This is a genomic window from Pseudomonas sp. 8_5_2, from assembly GCF_059295255.1.
The window spans coordinates 5,816,413-5,831,962 of sequence record NZ_CM181238.1 but is presented as its reverse complement, the minus strand read 5'-3'; the positions used below and the strand labels follow the sequence as shown (position 1 = coordinate 5,831,962).

Below are 15,550 nucleotides of genomic sequence, written 5' to 3'. Positions count from 1 at the left end.
AGTGAAAAAAACAACAGCTGCAACCATCGTCGCCCGTGAGGCGCCAGCCGTATCCCCACATCGCCGCAGCAATTCAAAGGATGTACAGCCATGACGTCGGTAACCCCGTGCGCCAGTTCTTCCAGCGAGATGAGTGACTTCCTCCAGGCCCATCCGGACACGCAGTACGTCGATCTGCTGATCTCCGACATGAACGGCGTGGTACGTGGCAAGCGCATCGAGCGGGCCAGCCTGCACAAGGTGTACGAGAAAGGCATCAATCTGCCGGCGTCGTTGTTTGCCCTGGACATCAATGGTTCCACCGTCGAAAGCACCGGCCTTGGCCTGGACATCGGCGATGCCGACCGCATCTGCTTCCCTATTCCCGGCACGCTGTCCGATGAGCCGTGGCAGAAACGCCCCACCGCCCAGCTGCTGATGACCATGCACGAGCTCGATGGCCAGCCGTTCTTCGCCGACCCGCGTGAAGTGCTGCGCCAGGTGGTGAGCAAGTTCGACGACCTGGGCCTGACCATCTGCGCCGCGTTCGAGCTGGAGTTCTACCTGATCGACCAGGACAATCTCAACGGTCGCCCGCAGCCGCCGCGTTCGCCGATCTCCGGCAAGCGCCCGCATTCGACCCAGGTGTACCTGATCGACGACCTCGACGAATACGCCGACTGCCTGCAGGACATGCTCGAAGCGGCCAAGGAGCAGGGCCTGCCCGCCGATGCCATCGTCAAGGAAAGCGCCCCGGCGCAGTTCGAGGTCAACCTGCACCACGTGGCGGATCCGCTGAAGGCCTGCGATTACGCGATCCTGCTCAAGCGCCTGATCAAGAACGTTGCCTACGACCATGAAATGGACACCACCTTCATGGCCAAGCCCTATCCGGGCCAGGCAGGCAACGGGCTACACGTGCATATCTCGCTGCTGGACAAGAAAACCGGCAAGAACATCTTCGCCAGTGACGACCCGCTGCAAAGCGACGCGTTGCGCCACGCCATTGGCGGCGTGCTGGAAACCATGCCGGCGTCGATGGCTTTCCTGTGCCCGAACATCAACTCCTATCGCCGCTTCGGCGCACAGTTCTACGTGCCCAATGCGCCGAGCTGGGGCCTGGACAACCGTACCGTAGCCGTACGCGTGCCTACCGACAGCAGCGACAACGTGCGCCTTGAGCACCGCGTAGCCGGTGCCGATGCCAATCCGTACCTGATGCTGGCGGCAATCCTGGCCGGCGTTCATCACGGCCTGACCCACCAGGTCGAGCCACAGGCGCCAATCGAAGGCAACTCCTACGAACAGCTGGAGCAGAGCCTGCCGAACAACCTGCGCGATGCCCTGCGCGCGCTGGACGACAGCGAAGTCCTCAACCAATACATCAGCCCGGACTACATCGATATCTTCGTGGCCTGCAAGGAAAGCGAACTGGCAGAGTTCGAAGTGTCGATTTCCGACCTCGAGTACAACTGGTACCTGCACACGGTGTAAGCCCATGAGCGCAACTGCGGTCCCCTTGATCGGTGTCAGCGCCTGCCGTCAGCAGGTGGGGAAGAACTCGTCGCACACAGTGGGCGACAGGTATGTCGAGGCAGCCGGGTTTGCCGGCTTGCCACTGATATTGCCGGCCCGTGACGCAGGCAGCGATACGCAAGCGCTGCTGGGTCTTCTGCACGGCATTGTTTTTACCGGTTCGCCTTCAAATATCGAACCGCATCATTACAATGGCGCCCCCAGTGCGGCGGGTACCCGGCACGACCTGGCGCGTGATCGGCTGACCCTGCCACTGCTGAAGGCGGCCATTGCCGCCGGTGTGCCGGTGCTGTGCATCTGCCGTGGCTACCAGGAATTGAATGTGGCACTTGGCGGCAGCCTGCACCAGCGCGTGCAGGAACTGCCTGGTTACCTTGACCACCGCGAACCTGAGGACGCACCGACAGAGGTGCAGTACGGCCCTCGTCACCCGGTCGGCATCGAGCCAGGCGGGTTGTTCGAGCGCCTGGGCCTGGCCGCGCAGTTCGAGGTCAACTCGCTGCACAGCCAGGGCATTGACCGCCTGGCCCCAGGCCTGCGCGTCGAGGCACGGGCCCCGGACGGCCTGATCGAAGCAGTGTCCATGCCTGCGGCGCCGGGTTTTGTGCTTGGCGTGCAGTGGCATCCGGAATGGCGCTTCAACGAAAACCCGGTCTCGCTGCGCCTGTTTCAGGCGTTTCGCGAGGCCTGCATTGCCTACGCAGCACGGGAGGGCGCACGGCAGAAGGCATCCTGACGTCAGCCGAAGGTCTCGGATGACGTGTTCCCGGCAGCAAGCTTTCAATGAGTGAAAGCGGGCCTTGTGCGCAAGGCCCGCCAAAACAATTCCAAAATTTACGGCAAATACTCATGAGCAATTACACAGAAACCGGCCGCCCACCCGATATGGCGGCCGACGCGGGCAACACCCACAACAGCAAGGGTCTGGCCAAAGGCCGGCTGGGATTGCTGGCTACCGTGGTGCTGGGCATTTCCACCATCGCGCCGGTCTATACCCTGACCGGTGCCCTCGGCCCGACCGTGCGCGAGGTGGGTGCGCACCTGCCAGCCGTGTTCATCGTCGGGTTCCTGCCGATGCTGCTGGTGGCCCTGGGCTACCGTGAGCTGAACTCGGCAGAGCCGGACAGCGGCACCTCGTTTACCTGGTCGGCGCGTGCCTTCGGGCCGATGATTGGCTGGATCGGCGGCTGGGGGCTGGTGGTTGCCACCACCATCGTGCTGTCGAACCTGGCGGGGGTGGCGGTCGACTTCTTCTACCTGTTCCTTGGTCAGATTACCGGCAAGCATGAGCTGGCGGCGTTGGCTGACAACCTGTTGATCAACATTGTCACCTGTTGCGTGTTCATCGCCCTGGCGGTGTGGATCTGCTGTCGCGGCATAGCCACCACCATGACGGTGCAATATGGCCTGGTGGCCCTGCAGTTGCTGGTGTTGATCGGTTTTGCCTTCGCCGCCTTCGGCAGCACCACGGCGCCGCCACCGCTGGAGTTCGATTTCGCCTGGTTCAACCCGTTCGGTGTCGAGTCGTTCTCGGCCTTTGCCGCAGGGCTGTCGCTGTCGATCTTCATCTTCTGGGGCTGGGATACCTGCCTGACGGTCAGCGAAGAGTCGGTGGGCAGTGAAGAGATGCCTGGCAAGGCGGCCACCTGGACCGTGATGCTGATCCTCGGGCTATACCTGTTCACCGCCATCGCCACCCTGCAGTTTGCCGGGATCAGTGAAACGGGCCTGGGCCTGAACAACCCGCGTATCCAGGAAAACGTGTTTGCTCACCTGGCGGGCCCGGTCATGGGGCCGCTGGCGATCCTGATGTCCATCGCCGTGCTGGCCAGTACGGCGGCGTCGCTGCAGTCGACCTTCGTGGCGCCGGCGCGCACCCTGTTGGCCATGGGTTACTACGGCGCGGTGCCGCCGAAGTTCGCCAGTGTCTGCCCGCGGTCGCAAACCCCGCGCTACGCAACCATTTGCGCCGGCCTGGCCGCAGGCCTGTTCTACGTGACCATGCGTACCCTGAGCGAGAACGTGCTGGCGGATACCATCACCGCGCTGGGCATGATGATCTGCTTCTACTACTCGCTGACCGCGTTTGCCTGTGTGTGGTATTTCCGCCACAGCCTGTTCGGCAGCTTGCGCCACTTCGTCATGCGCGGCCTGTGCCCGCTGGTGGGTGGGGTGATCCTTTCGGTGATCTTCGCGCGTACCGCCATCGACAGCGCCTCGCCGGACTTCGGCAGCGGTTCGCATGTGGGCGGGTTGGGGCTGGTGTTCGTGATTGCCGCGATCATCTCGGTGCTGGGCATCGGGCTGATGATGCTGTCGCGCATGCGTGCGCCGGCTTACTTCCTGGGGGCTACCCTGCGTCAGCAGGCTACCCTGCCTTTGGCCGAATAAGCTGGGGGCGCTTTGCGCCCCTATCGCCGGCAAGCCAGCTCCCACAAAATCTCCACAGTCCTTCAGGTCCTTCAGGTCCTTCAGGTCCGTCGAGTCCTTCAGGTTCTGCAAGGTATCTGTGGGAGCCTGGCTTGCCGGCGAAAGGGCTGCAAAGCAGCCCCGTGCGGTGTTTCAGGAGAGCAGTTCTTTCAGCAGCCCGCTGTTGCGCTGTTGCTGCTTCTTCAGCACCAGCCGGTTCGAACGGAACACTGCCTTCAAATCCTCAAGCGCCACGTCGAAATCATCGTTGATGATCACGTAGTCATACTCGTCGTAGTGCACCATCTCGCTGACGGCTTCTTTCATGCGTCCGGCGATGATCTCTTCGCTATCCTGCCCGCGGCCATCCAGGCGCTGACGCAGCGCTTCCTGGCTTGGTGGCAGGATGAACACCGACAATGCCTGCGGCATCAGCTTGCGCACCTGCTGGGCACCTTGCCAGTCGATTTCCAGGATCAGGTCGTAGCCCTGGTCCAGGGTCTGTTGCAGCGCGCTGCGCGAGGTGCCATAGAAGTTGCCGAACACCTCGGCATGTTCCAGGAAGTCGCCCTGCTCGATCAGCGTGGTGAATTCCTCGTGGACGACGAAGTGATAGTTCACCCCGTGCTGCTCGCCCGGGCGCATGGCGCGGGTGGTGTGCGAGACCGAGACGCGGATCTGCTGGTCGTCCTTGGTCAAGGCGTTGACCAGGCTGGTCTTGCCGGCGCCCGAGGGTGCCGAAACGATGTAGAGGGTGCCGCTGCTGTGGTTCATGGTCGGGGGTGGCCTTACTCGATGTTCTGTACTTGTTCACGCATCTGTTCGATCAGTACCTTCAGGTTGACCGCTGCTTGCGTGCTGCGTGGGTCGAAGGCCTTGGAACCAAGGGTGTTGGCCTCGCGGTTGAGTTCCTGCATCAGGAAGTCCAGGCGCCGGCCGGCAGCACCGCCACCCTTGAGCACCCGGCGTACTTCGGTGACGTGGGTGCTGAGGCGGTCGAGTTCCTCGGCGACGTCGCTTTTCTGCGCCAGCAGCACCATCTCCTGCTCCAGGCGCTGTGGGTCCAGCTCGGCCTGCATGTCGCCGAAGCGGTCGAGGATCTTCTGCCGCTGCGCCGCCAGCATCTGCGGCACCAGGGCGCGCAGGGTGCTGACTTCGCTGGCCATGTTGTCCAGCCGTTCGTTGATCAGGCGGGCCAGTTCCTGGCCTTCACGCTGACGCCCGGCCTTGAGCTCGGCCAGCGCATCGTCGAACAGCGCCATGGCTTCGGCGTTCAGCGCTTGCGGGTCGCTGGCGTCGGCCACCAGCACCCCCGGCCACGACAACACTTCCAGCGGGTTCAGCGGTGCCGGCTGCTTGATCAGGCCGGCCACTTCCTCGGCAGCCGCGACCAGTTGCGCGGCGCGCTCGCGGTCTACCTTCAACGGCTTGCCGTTACTGTCTTCGTTGAGGCGCAGGGTGCATTCCACCTTGCCCCGCGACAGGCCTTGGCGCAGGCCTTCACGTACGCTGCCTTCAAGGTCGCGCAGGGCCTCGGGCAGGCGCAGGTGCGGCTCAAGGTAACGGTGGTTGACCGAACGCAGCTCCCAGACCAGGGTGCCTTGGCTGCCGGCGCGCTCGACACGAGCAAAAGCGGTCATGCTGTGCACCATGGGGAGTACCTCGCGTAGATGAATGAACGGTGGCAGCCTCTCGGCTGCAAGGCGCAGGATTGTAGCGCAGTGCGGCCTTGGCGCCCAATCTGCCTATGTTACAGAGGGGGGCGTGCAGCAGCAGGAAAAGGCGACGGGCTGTGTCAGCAGCGACGATAGGCATGTCTTCCCCGGGCTGCGGGCTCTATAATGCTCGGCAGATTCAAAGTCCCAGTACAGGTATCCCAGATGAAACGTCCAAGTGGTCGCGCCGCCGATCAGCTCCGCTCGATCCGCATCACCCGCAACTACACCAAGCACGCCGAAGGGTCGGTACTGGTCGAGTTCGGTGACACCAAGGTCATCTGCACGGTCAGTGTGGAAAACGGCGTGCCGCGCTTCCTCAAAGGCCAGGGCCAAGGCTGGCTGACCGCCGAATACGGCATGCTCCCGCGCTCCACTGGCGAGCGTAACCAGCGTGAAGCCAGCCGTGGCAAACAGGGTGGCCGCACCCTGGAAATCCAGCGTCTCATTGGTCGCTCGCTGCGTGCCGCGCTGGACATGAGCAAGCTCGGTGACATCACCTTGTACGTCGACTGCGACGTGATCCAGGCTGATGGCGGCACCCGTACCGCCTCCATCACCGGCGCCATGGTCGCCCTGTGCGACGCGCTGGCAGTGATCAAGAAACGTGGCGGCCTGAAGGGCGGCAACCCGCTCAAGCACATGATTGCCGCCGTGTCGGTGGGCATGTACCAGGGTGAAGCCGTGCTCGACCTGGACTACCCCGAAGACTCCGCTGCCGAGACCGACCTGAACGTGGTCATGACCAGCGCCGGCGGCTTCATCGAAGTGCAGGGCACTGCCGAAGGTGCGCCGTTCCAGCCTGAAGACTTCAATGCCATGCTTGCCCTGGCGCAGAAGGGCATGAACGAAATCTTCGAGCTGCAGCAGGCGGCATTGGCCGACTGAACCCAGCCAGGGAGGTGCGGGGCATGAGCGATTCGAACCTGTCGATCACCCCGCCCAATGCCGAAATCCGGCAGTGGGCGATGTTCTGCCACCTCTCCGCGCTGCTGGGCCTGGTGGTGCCGCTCGGGCACTTGCTGGGCCCGCTGGTGCTGTGGCACCTGAAGCGCGAGCAAGATCCTTTCATCGACGCCCAGGGCAAAGAGGCGCTGAACTTTCAGATCAGCGTGACGGTTGCCGGGTTCATCTGCTTTTTGCTGATGTTCGTGTTCATCGGGCTGGTGCTGTTCGCCATGCTGACGGTGGCGGTGCTGATCCTGATCATCATTGCGGCGGTGCGGGCCAATGAAGGCAAGCCGTATCGCTACCCGATGATCTGGCGGCCGATCAAATAGCAATTGGGGCCGCTTCGCAGCCCATCGCCGGCAAGCCAGCTCCCACAGGTGCAGCACAGGTTTTGAAGTCTGTGGTGACCCTGTGGGAGCTGGCTTGCCGGCGATGGGCTGCAAAGCAGCCCCAATCGGCTTTTTAGATGGTCAACGTCCAGTCATAATCCACAATCAGCGGCGCATGTTGCGAGAAGCGCGGCTGACGCGGCAGGCGGGCGTTACGCACGAAGCGGCGCAGGCCCGGGGTGAGGATCTGGTAGTCGAACCGGTAGCCCAGGTTGAGCATCTCGGCCTGTTCGTTGTCCGGCCACCAGCTGTACTGGTCGCCTTCACGGCTGACTTCGCGCAAGGCATCGACATAACCCATCTCACCGGTGATCGCATCCATCCAGGCGCGTTCCGGTGCCAGGAAGCCCGGCGACTGCTGGCTGTCACGCCAGTTCTTGATGTCGAGCTTCTGCTGCGCCACGTAGAACGAGCCGCAGTAGATGTACTCGCGGCGCTTGCGACGCTGCTTGTCCAGGTACTTGGCAAAGTCGTCCATCAACTTGAATTTCTGGTTCAAGTCTTCGTCGCCGTTCATGCCCGAAGGCAACAGCAGGGTGGCAATACTGACTTTGTCGAAATCTGCTTGCAGGTAACGCCCGTAGCGGTCGGCTGTCTCGAAGCCCAGGCCGGTGATGACTGCCTTGGGCTGCATGCGCGAATAAAGCGCCACACCACCTTGGGCGGGCACCTCCGCGTCGCAGGCATAAAGGAAATAGCCATCGAGCTGGAAAGCTGGGTCGTCGAGTTCAAAGGCCGAGGCGCGGGTATCCTGAAGGCAGATGACGTCGGCATTCTGGGCTTGTAGCCAGCTGAGCAAACCACGCTCGGCCGCAGCCTGAATGCCATTAACGTTCACACTGATGATCCGCATAAATGGCCCCAAAAATCTCGTGCGTGTATGATACCCGAGCTCAACCCATTTAGCTAAATCCGTGGTGTCCGGGACTATTCATGCAGCCGTATCAGCGCGACTTTATCCGTTTTGCCATCGATCGCGGTGTACTGCGCTTCGGTGAATTCACCCTGAAATCGGGGCGTACCAGCCCGTATTTCTTCAATGCCGGCCTGTTCAACACCGGTTCCGCATTGGCCGAACTGGGGCGTTGCTACGCCGCCGCCATCGTCGACAGCAAGATCCCCTTCGATGTGCTGTTCGGCCCGGCCTACAAGGGCATTCCGCTGGCGGCGACTACCGCCGTGGCCCTTGCCGATCAGCATCAGCTCGATGTGCCATGGTGCTTCAACCGCAAGGAAGCCAAGGACCACGGCGAAGGTGGCAGCCTGGTTGGCGCGCCGCTGGCGGGTGACGTGCTGATCATCGACGACGTGATCACTGCCGGAACCGCTATCCGCGAAGTCATGCAGATCATCAACGCCCAGCAGGCCAAGGCCGCCGGCGTGCTGATCGCGCTGAACCGCGAAGAGCGTGGCAATGGCGAGCTGTCGGCCATCCAGGAAGTGGAACGCGACTTCGGCATCCCTGTGGTCAGCATCGTCTCGCTGACCCAGGTGCTGGAGTTCCTGGCCGATGACCCGCAGCTGAAGCAGCACCTGCCGGCTGTCGAGGCCTACCGGGCGCAGTACGGGATCTGATCCTGGCCTGGCAATGAAAAAGGCGACCTTCTTGTGAAGGTCGCCTTTTTTATGCCGCCTGTTCCGGCCTCATCGCCGGCAAGCCAGCTCCCACAAGTGCCCCACAGGTTTCAAGGTTTGTGGGGGTTCTGTGGGAGCTGGCTTGCCGGCGACAGGGCCGGTGAAAGCTAGCCAGTCAGCGCGGCTTGCAGTTGGTAATCAGGGTGCCCACGCCGCTGTCGGTGAAGATCTCCAGCAGCACAGCATTCGGCACGCGGCCGTCGATGATGTGCGAGCTGTTGACGCCGCCCTGCACCGCATCCAGCGCGCATTTGATCTTCGGCAGCATGCCGCCGTAGATAGTGCCGTCGGCGATCAGCTCGTTGACCTGCTCGGTGGTCAGGCCGGTCAGTACCTGGCCCTGCTTGTCCATCAGGCCGGCGATGTTGGTCAGCAGCATCAGTTTCTCGGCCTTCAGCGCCTCGGCCACCTTGCCTGCGACCAGGTCGGCGTTGATGTTGTACGACTCACCGTTGGCACCTACGCCAATTGGTGCGATCACCGGGATGAAGTCGCCCTTCACCAGCATGTTCAGCAGGTCGGTGTTCACGCTGACCACTTCGCCTACATGGCCGATGTCGATGATTTCCGGGGTGGTCATCTCGGGGGTCTGGCGGCTGACGGTCAGCTTGCGGGCACGGATCAGCTCTGCGTCCTTGCCGGTCAGGCCGATGGCGCTGCCGCCGTGGCGGTTGATCAGGTTGACGATGTCCTTGTTGACCTGGCCACCCAGCACCATCTCGACCACGTCCATGGTCGCCGAATCGGTGACGCGCATGCCATCGATGAAGTGGCTTTCGATCGACAGACGCTTGAGCAGGTCACCGATCTGCGGGCCACCACCGTGGACCACCACCGGGTTGATGCCCACTGCCTTCATCAGCACGATGTCGCGGGCGAAGCCGGTCTTGAGCTCCTCGCTTTCCATCGCGTTGCCGCCGTACTTGATCACCAGGGTCTTGCCGACAAAGCGGCGAATATAGGGCAGTGCTTCGGACAAAACCTCGGCTACATGGGCAGCGGCATCGCGATCGAGGGTCATGCAGGGCTCCTGTATGGAACAGATAGTCGGTCAGAACGGCAGTTGCAGCTCAGGCTCAACCCGCAGCAACTGGGTACGGAAAACATCCTTGATACGTTGCAACTCGGCGTCGCTGTCGGCCTCGAAGCGCAGCACCAGCACCGGGGTGGTGTTGGAGGCGCGAACCAGGCCCCAGCCGTGGGTGTAGTCGACCCGCACACCATCGATGGTGGTCAGGCTGGCTTCGCCCCAGTCAGCGTCGCGTTGCAGTGCATCAATGATGCTGAATTTACCCTCGTCGGTCACATCAATATTGATTTCCGGCGTGGAAATATCGTTCGGGAAGGCGGCGAACAGGTCTTCGGCGCTCTGGCCAGCCTTGCTGAGGATCTCCAGCAGACGTGCGGCGCTGTAGATGCCATCGTCAAAACCGTACCAGCGTTCCTTGATGAAGATGTGACCGCTCATCTCGCCGGCCAGCAGCGAACCGGTCTGCTTCATCTTCTTCTTGATCAGCGAGTGGCCGGTCTTCCACATCAGCGCGCGGCCGCCATGCTGCTCGATCAGCGGGGTCAGGCGACGGGTGCATTTGACGTCGAAGATGATCTCGGCGCCTGGGTTACGTGCCAGCACGTCCTGGGCAAACAGCATCAGCAGGCGGTCGGGATAGACGATGCTGCCGGTGTTGGTCACCACGCCGACGCGGTCGCCGTCGCCGTCGAAGGCCAGGCCGATATCGGCGCCGGTTTCCTTGACCTTGGCGATCAGGTCTTCGAGGTTTTCCGGCTTGCCGGGGTCCGGGTGGTGGTTGGGGAAGTTGCCGTCGACTTCGCAGAACAACGGAATCACTTCGCAGCCCAGGGCTTCGATCAGCTGCGGTGCAATCACCCCGGCAGCGCCGTTGCCGCAGTCGACCACCACCTTGAGCTTCTTCGCCAGCTTCACGTCGTCGACGATCTGCTGGAAGTAGCGCTCAAGGATCCCGACCTTCTCCACGCGGCCTGCGGCCAGGGTCAGGTCGTTGGTTTTCAGGCGGGTCAGCAGGGCCTGGATCTGTTCGTTGGCCAGTGTGTCGCCGGCAATGACGATCTTGAAGCCGTTGTAGTCCGAAGGGTTGTGGCTACCGGTCAGCATCACCCCGGACTTGCCGGCCAGCACGTTGGCGGCATAGTACAAGGCTGGGGTGGGGACCAGGCCAACGTCGCTGACCTGGCAACCGGCGTCGACCAGGCCCTTGATTAACTGTTCCACCAGCATCGGGCCGGAGAGACGGCCATCGCGGCCAACCGAAACCTGCGGTTCGCCCTGGGCCAGGCTTTGCGCGCCGATGGCGCGGCCGATCCAGTAGGCGGTTTCGGCGTGAAGGGTCTTGCCGACCACGCCGCGGATGTCATACGCGCGGAAAATGCTGTCTGGCAATGCGGCGGGGACCAGGTGGGCCATGTCGTTCATCTCTGGAAAACTCCATTAGTCAAAGGCTTTCTGGGCAGGCGCAAACTGAACGCTTGGACGGTGGTTTTGCCAGAGAGTTCGCCATCCGTGGCCTGAACGGTCTGTTGTCGGCTCAGTGGCTGCCGGAGTGACCGAAGCCGCCAGCGCCACGCTGGCTCTCGTCAAAGGCTTGGACGATGTCGAAGTGCGCCTGCACCACCGGGACCAGTACCAGCTGGGCGATGCGCTCGCCAACGGCGATGGTGAACGGGGTGTTGCCGCGGTTCCAGCACGACACCATCAGCTCGCCCTGGTAGTCCGAGTCGATCAGGCCGACCAGATTGCCCAGCACGATGCCGTGCTTATGGCCCAGGCCCGAGCGCGGCAGGATCATCGCCGCCAGGCCCGGGTCGCCGATGTAGATCGACAGCCCGGTAGGGATCAGCAAGGTCTGGCCCGGCTCGAGAACGGTGTCCTCCTTGAGCAGGGCGCGCAGGTCCAGGCCGGCGGAGCCGGGGGTGGCGTACGTCGGCAGAGGGAAGTCGGTACCCAGGCGTGGGTCGAGGATCTTGGCTTGAAGAGCGTGCATGTAACTTATTGAACCTGATTGAGCCGTTCGGCGATGAAGGCGACCAGTTGCCGGGCGATCTTGCCTTTGCTGGTCTGCGCGAAGAGGGTTTGGTGCTGCTGGCGGTCGATCACGGTCAAGGCGTTTTCTTCGCTGTTGAAGCCGATGCTGGGGTTGGCCACATCGTTGGCGACGATCAGGTCGAGGTTCTTGTCCTTGAGCTTGCGCGTGGCGTAATCGAGCAGGTGTTCGGTTTCGGCGGCAAAGCCGACGCTGAACGGGCGGTCGGCACGGCCAGCAATGGTGGCAAGGATATCGGGATTGCGCACCATCTGCAGCAGCATGCCGTCGCCGGTCGTAGGATCTTTCTTCAGTTTTTGTGTGGCAACGACTTCAGGGCGGTAGTCCGCAACCGCAGCCGAGGCAATGAACAGGTCGCACGGCATGGCCGCCTCGCAGGCCGCGAGCATGTCCCGCGCGCTGACCACGTCGATGCGGCTGACCCGGTCGGGGGTTGGCAGGTGCACAGGGCCCGTGACGAGGGTTACCCGAGCCCCGGCTTCGGCAGCCGCTTCGGCCAGGGCGAAGCCCATCTTGCCGGAGCTATGATTGGTGATGTAGCGCACCGGGTCGATGTTTTCCTGGGTCGGGCCGGCGGTAATCAGCACGAGCTTGCCGGTGAGTGCCTGGCGCTTGAAGCTTTCTGCGGCGCACCAGGCCAGGTCGGTGGCCTCAAGCATGCGGCCCAGGCCCACGTCGCCACAGGCCTGGCTGCCGGAGGCCGGGCCGAACACCTGGATGCCACGGCTCTTGAGCAGCTCGAGGTTGGCCTGGGTGGCCGGGTCGCGCCACATGGCCTGGTTCATGGCCGGGGCCACGGCGACGGTAGCATCGGTGGCCAGCACCAGCGTGGTCAGCAAGTCGTCGGCCATGCCCTGGGCCATGCGCGCCATCAGGTCGGCGGTAGCCGGGGCGATCAGCACCAGGTCGGCCCACTTGGCCAGTTCGATATGGCCCATGGCCGCTTCGGCGGCAGGGTCGAGCAGATCCATGTGCACCGGGTGGCCCGAGAGCGCCTGCAGGGTCAGCGGGGTGATGAACTCGGCACCCCCACGGGTCATGACGACGCGCACTTGCGCGCCGTGCTCGAGGAGACGGCGAATCAGTTCGGCGCTTTTGTAGGCGGCAATGCCGCCCCCCACGCCGAGAACGATGCGCTTGCGATACAGCCGCTGCATAGGCTTGCCTTTTTCCAGTGAGAGCGGGCGGCGACGTTTGAAAATGCCTGCGGCAGAACGTCGCATGTACGAGGCGAAATAGATTAACACAGGGCCGAAATGGGCCGCAGCATGGGCAGAGGGGCGGGATGAATATCAGGGACTGGCCGGCTGAAGAGCGGCCGAGGGAGAAGTTGTTGCAGCGAGGGGCTGCCGTGCTGTCGGATGCAGAGTTGCTGGCGGTGCTGCTGGGCTCGGGAGTAGCCGGGCGTAACGTGCTGGACCTCGCGCGGGGGCTGCTGGTGCGCTTTGGTGGCCTCAGGCAGTTTCTTGAGGCTGATCGTGAAGCCGTGCTGTGCGAGCCGGGTATTGGCGTCGTGAAATACGCACAGCTGCAGGCGCTGTTGGAGATTGGCCGGCGGTACCTGGATGCAAGCATCGAGCGCGCAGCAGTGCTTGATGGCCCGTGGGCGGTGCGGCGCTATCTGAAGGCGATGCTACGGCATGAGGCCAGCGAAGTATTCGGTTGCCTGTTTCTGGACACCAAGCACAGGCCGCTGGCCTTCGAGGTCTTGTTCAGGGGCACCATAGACCGGGCCAGTGTCTACCCGCGAGAAGTTGTGAGGCGGGCGTTGCAGCATAACGCCGCAGCTTTGATCCTGTGTCACAACCATCCTTCGGGCAACAGTGAGCCGAGCCAGGATGATGTGCACCTGACCCTGTCGTTGAAGCGGGGGTTGGCGTTGATCGATGTGCGGGTGCTGGATCACATCATCATTGGTGACGGGGAACCATTGTCGATGGTTGAGCAGGGGTGGATTGTGGCCTGAGGCGGGTCAATAGGGTCAGGGCTGCCGGGTGCCTGTCTTGAGATGTCTGGCGCCTGGGGGATCGAGCGCCACACCCCTCAAGGCAGGCGCCCCTAACTCACTTGGTCACCGAAACCTTACTGAAGTCCAGCCGCCCGAACGGGCTCACCTGATATCCCTCGACCCCCTGGCGCAGCAGCGTCGCCGCCGTTGGATGCGCCAGTGGCACCCACAGCGCCTGCTGCTGGATCAAGGTCTGCGCCTGCTGATACAGCCGGCTGCGCACGCTCTGGTCATTGGTGGTGCGCCCGGCGCTGATCAGCTGGTCCAGGCGGTTGTCGCAGAAGCGTGCGAAGTTGGTCCCCGACTCCACCGCCGCACAGGAAAACTGCGGGCTGAGGAAGTTGTCCGGGTCGCCATTGTCGCCCGCCCAGCCCATGAACAACAGGTCATGCTCGCCCGCCTTGGCACGGCGGATCAGCTCGCCCCATTCGATCACGCGGATCTCCGCTTTCACGCCGATCTTGGCCAGGTCGGCCTGCAGCATCTGTGCACCCAGGCTTGGGTTGGGGTTCAGCAGGCTACCCGACGGACGGGTCCAGATAGTGGTGCTGAAGCCTTCTGCCAGGCCAGCCTTGGTCAGCAGGGCCTTGGCTTTTTTCAGGTCCAGTGGGTAGCCGGGCAGATCCTTGGCGTAGCTCCAGGTATTGGGCGGGTAGGGCCCGTTGGCGGCCACCGCAGAGTCTTCGAATACCGCCTTGAGGTAGGCCTGCTTGTCGAAGGCCAGGTTGATCGCCTGGCGCACTTCCGGCTTGTCCAGCGGCGGGTGCTGGCTGTTGATGGCGACGAAGGCGGTCATGAACGCCGGGGTGGTGGCGACCTTGAGGTTGCCATCCTTGCCGGCCTCGGCAATGTCCAGCGGCTTTGGCGACAGGGCCACCTGGCACTCGCCACGCTTGAGCTTCTGCAGGCGCACGTTGGCATCGGTGGTGATGGCGAAGATCAGTGGGTCGACCGCCGGCTTGCCGCCGAAGTAGTCCGGGTTGGCGCGATAGCGCACCACGGCGTCTTTCTGGAAGCGCTGGAACACGAACGGACCGGTGCCGATCGGCTGGCTGTTGAGCTTCTCGGGCGTGCCGGCCTTGAGCAGCTTGTCGGCGTATTCGGCGGAATAGATCGAGGCGAAGCCCATGCTCAGGGTGGCCAGGAACGTGGCGTCGGGGTGGCTGAGGGTGAAGCGCACGGTGTTCGGTGCCGGGGCCTCGATCGCCTTGATCAGGCTGGCCAGCTGCAGCGACTGGGCATGCGGGTAGCCGCCTGGGGCGCTCTTGTGCCAGGCGTGGGCGGGGTAGAGCATGCGCTGGAAACTGAACAGCACATCGTCGGCATTCATTTCGCGGCCGGGCTTGAACCAGGCAGTGGTGTGGAACTTCACGCCATCGCGCAGGGTGAAGTCATAGACCAGGCCATCGGCCGATACTGTCCAGCTAGCCGCCAGGCTCGGTACGACCTTGCCTTGCGCCGCATCGAACTCCACCAGGCGGTTCATCAACACATCGGCCGTGGCGTTGGTGGTGGTCAGCGAGTTGTACTGAACCACATCGAAGCCTTCAGGGCTGGCCTCGCTGCAGACGCTCAGCGGGGCAGCCTGAGCAACGCCGGCGGCGAACAGGGTGCCCGCAGCGAACAGGGAGTTGAAAAACAAGGAAAGGGCGGCAGCACGCATAGTGGCTCCTTGGCTGTCAGTGGCCCATCTGCCAGTGCAGTCTGGAAAAGGCCTACCCTAGTGCGCCCGCCGGTAAATGACCACACCCTTTTTTACAAATCTCGCGACGAGCGGTCGACGGCTGGCGGGGCCTGCCGCTATGCTGGCCCGGCGCGTTCTGGCTTGCAGCAATGTGCATCTACAGT

The 15,550-nt window shown here is 63.0% G+C and carries 14 protein-coding genes and 1 pseudogene; 7 read left to right on the top strand and 8 right to left on the bottom strand.

Features of this window, described 5'->3' with window-relative positions; translation table 11 throughout:
- Nucleotides 1-129: 129 nt before the first annotated feature.
- The 3 genes from AC5O5R_RS26640 (at nt 130) to AC5O5R_RS26630 (ending at nt 3,906) form a co-directional block, all read left to right on the top strand.
- Entirely contained in the window at nt 130-1,473 is a 1,344-nt protein-coding gene (locus AC5O5R_RS26640; RefSeq protein ID WP_372242450.1) for a glutamine synthetase family protein, read from the top strand.
- Nucleotides 1,474-1,477: 4 nt separating this feature from the next.
- Nucleotides 1,478-2,251, top strand: a complete 774-nt coding sequence (locus AC5O5R_RS26635; protein ID WP_172229263.1) for a gamma-glutamyl-gamma-aminobutyrate hydrolase family protein — start codon at nt 1,478-1,480, stop codon at nt 2,249-2,251.
- Nucleotides 2,252-2,364: 113 nt separating this feature from the next.
- Nucleotides 2,365-3,906: an APC family permease gene (locus AC5O5R_RS26630; RefSeq protein WP_494511850.1), complete on the top strand. Its 1,542-nt coding sequence runs from the start codon at nt 2,365-2,367 to the stop codon at nt 3,904-3,906.
- Nucleotides 3,907-4,077: 171 nt separating this feature from the next.
- Here AC5O5R_RS26630 and gmk read toward each other — a convergent pair whose 3' ends face one another.
- Nucleotides 4,078-4,698: a guanylate kinase gene (gmk, locus tag AC5O5R_RS26625; protein ID WP_172229259.1), complete on the bottom strand. Its 621-nt coding sequence runs from the start codon at nt 4,696-4,698 to the stop codon at nt 4,078-4,080.
- A gap of 14 nt (nt 4,699-4,712) precedes the next feature.
- Nucleotides 4,713-5,576 carry a YicC/YloC family endoribonuclease gene (locus AC5O5R_RS26620; RefSeq protein ID WP_172229257.1) on the bottom strand — a complete coding sequence of 288 codons (864 nt, stop codon included), beginning with the start codon at nt 5,574-5,576 and terminating at the stop codon, nt 4,713-4,715.
- 228 nt (nt 5,577-5,804) lie between these two features.
- Between AC5O5R_RS26620 and rph the strand changes: the two genes are divergently transcribed.
- A complete protein-coding gene (gene rph, locus AC5O5R_RS26615) occupies nt 5,805-6,527 on the top strand; it encodes a ribonuclease PH (protein WP_172229255.1) in 723 nt (240 codons plus the stop codon).
- Nucleotides 6,528-6,550: 23 nt separating this feature from the next.
- The gene (locus AC5O5R_RS26610; protein ID WP_172229253.1) at nt 6,551-6,919 is read left to right on the top strand and encodes a DUF4870 domain-containing protein; all 369 of its coding nucleotides are present in this window, start codon (nt 6,551-6,553) and stop codon (nt 6,917-6,919) included.
- Nucleotides 6,920-7,052: 133 nt separating this feature from the next.
- On the opposite strand, the gene crc is transcribed toward AC5O5R_RS26610, so the two are convergent.
- On the bottom strand, nt 7,053-7,832 hold the full coding sequence (gene crc / locus AC5O5R_RS26605; protein WP_172229251.1) for a catabolite repression control protein Crc: 780 nt from the start codon (nt 7,830-7,832) through the stop codon (nt 7,053-7,055).
- 80 nt (nt 7,833-7,912) lie between these two features.
- Between crc and pyrE the strand changes: the two genes are divergently transcribed.
- Nucleotides 7,913-8,554: an orotate phosphoribosyltransferase gene (gene pyrE / locus AC5O5R_RS26600; protein WP_003253405.1), complete on the top strand. Its 642-nt coding sequence runs from the start codon at nt 7,913-7,915 to the stop codon at nt 8,552-8,554.
- A gap of 175 nt (nt 8,555-8,729) precedes the next feature.
- On the opposite strand, the gene argB is transcribed toward pyrE, so the two are convergent.
- The 4 genes and pseudogenes from argB to coaBC form a co-directional block, all read right to left on the bottom strand.
- The gene (argB, locus tag AC5O5R_RS26595) at nt 8,730-9,635 is read right to left on the bottom strand and encodes an acetylglutamate kinase (protein ID WP_172287983.1); all 906 of its coding nucleotides are present in this window, start codon (nt 9,633-9,635) and stop codon (nt 8,730-8,732) included.
- Between the two features lie 30 nt (nt 9,636-9,665).
- A pseudogene (locus tag AC5O5R_RS26590) lies at nt 9,666-11,033 on the bottom strand (phosphomannomutase/phosphoglucomutase); the annotation flags it as partial.
- A gap of 145 nt (nt 11,034-11,178) precedes the next feature.
- Nucleotides 11,179-11,634 (bottom strand): dUTP diphosphatase, encoded by a 456-nt coding sequence (gene dut, locus AC5O5R_RS26585; protein WP_172223130.1) that lies wholly within the window; start codon nt 11,632-11,634, stop codon nt 11,179-11,181.
- A 5-nt stretch (nt 11,635-11,639) separates the two neighbouring features.
- Nucleotides 11,640-12,851, bottom strand: coding sequence for a bifunctional phosphopantothenoylcysteine decarboxylase/phosphopantothenate--cysteine ligase CoaBC (coaBC, locus tag AC5O5R_RS26580; RefSeq protein ID WP_494514862.1), 1,212 nt, complete (start codon nt 12,849-12,851; stop codon nt 11,640-11,642).
- Between the two features lie 128 nt (nt 12,852-12,979).
- Here coaBC and radC point away from each other — a divergent pair, with 128 nt between their 5' ends.
- The gene (gene radC, locus AC5O5R_RS26575) at nt 12,980-13,660 is read left to right on the top strand and encodes a RadC family protein (protein WP_172223127.1); all 681 of its coding nucleotides are present in this window, start codon (nt 12,980-12,982) and stop codon (nt 13,658-13,660) included.
- Between the two features lie 97 nt (nt 13,661-13,757).
- On the opposite strand, the gene AC5O5R_RS26570 is transcribed toward radC, so the two are convergent.
- Nucleotides 13,758-15,365, bottom strand: coding sequence for an ABC transporter substrate-binding protein (locus tag AC5O5R_RS26570; protein WP_172287607.1), 1,608 nt, complete (start codon nt 15,363-15,365; stop codon nt 13,758-13,760).
- Nucleotides 15,366-15,550: the final 185 nt, after the last annotated feature.

Excerpts from the sequence above, each read along its gene's own strand:
- AC5O5R_RS26640 (WP_372242450.1), top strand. The coding sequence starts at position 130 with ATGAGTGACTTCCTCCAGGCCCATCCGGACACGCAGTACGTCGATCTG.
- AC5O5R_RS26635 (WP_172229263.1), top strand. The coding sequence starts at position 1,478 with ATGAGCGCAACTGCGGTCCCCTTGATCGGTGTCAGCGCCTGCCGTCAG.
- AC5O5R_RS26630 (WP_494511850.1), top strand. The coding sequence starts at position 2,365 with ATGAGCAATTACACAGAAACCGGCCGCCCACCCGATATGGCGGCCGAC.
- gmk (WP_172229259.1), bottom strand. The coding sequence starts at position 4,698 with ATGAACCACAGCAGCGGCACCCTCTACATCGTTTCGGCACCCTCGGGC.
- AC5O5R_RS26620 (WP_172229257.1), bottom strand. The coding sequence starts at position 5,576 with ATGGTGCACAGCATGACCGCTTTTGCTCGTGTCGAGCGCGCCGGCAGC.
- rph (WP_172229255.1), top strand. The coding sequence starts at position 5,805 with ATGAAACGTCCAAGTGGTCGCGCCGCCGATCAGCTCCGCTCGATCCGC.
- AC5O5R_RS26610 (WP_172229253.1), top strand. The coding sequence starts at position 6,551 with ATGAGCGATTCGAACCTGTCGATCACCCCGCCCAATGCCGAAATCCGG.
- crc (WP_172229251.1), bottom strand. The coding sequence starts at position 7,832 with ATGCGGATCATCAGTGTGAACGTTAATGGCATTCAGGCTGCGGCCGAG.
- pyrE (WP_003253405.1), top strand. The coding sequence starts at position 7,913 with ATGCAGCCGTATCAGCGCGACTTTATCCGTTTTGCCATCGATCGCGGT.
- argB (WP_172287983.1), bottom strand. The coding sequence starts at position 9,635 with ATGACCCTCGATCGCGATGCCGCTGCCCATGTAGCCGAGGTTTTGTCC.
- dut (WP_172223130.1), bottom strand. The coding sequence starts at position 11,634 with ATGCACGCTCTTCAAGCCAAGATCCTCGACCCACGCCTGGGTACCGAC.
- coaBC (WP_494514862.1), bottom strand. The coding sequence starts at position 12,851 with ATGCAGCGGCTGTATCGCAAGCGCATCGTTCTCGGCGTGGGGGGCGGC.
- radC (WP_172223127.1), top strand. The coding sequence starts at position 12,980 with ATGAATATCAGGGACTGGCCGGCTGAAGAGCGGCCGAGGGAGAAGTTG.
- AC5O5R_RS26570 (WP_172287607.1), bottom strand. The coding sequence starts at position 15,365 with ATGCGTGCTGCCGCCCTTTCCTTGTTTTTCAACTCCCTGTTCGCTGCG.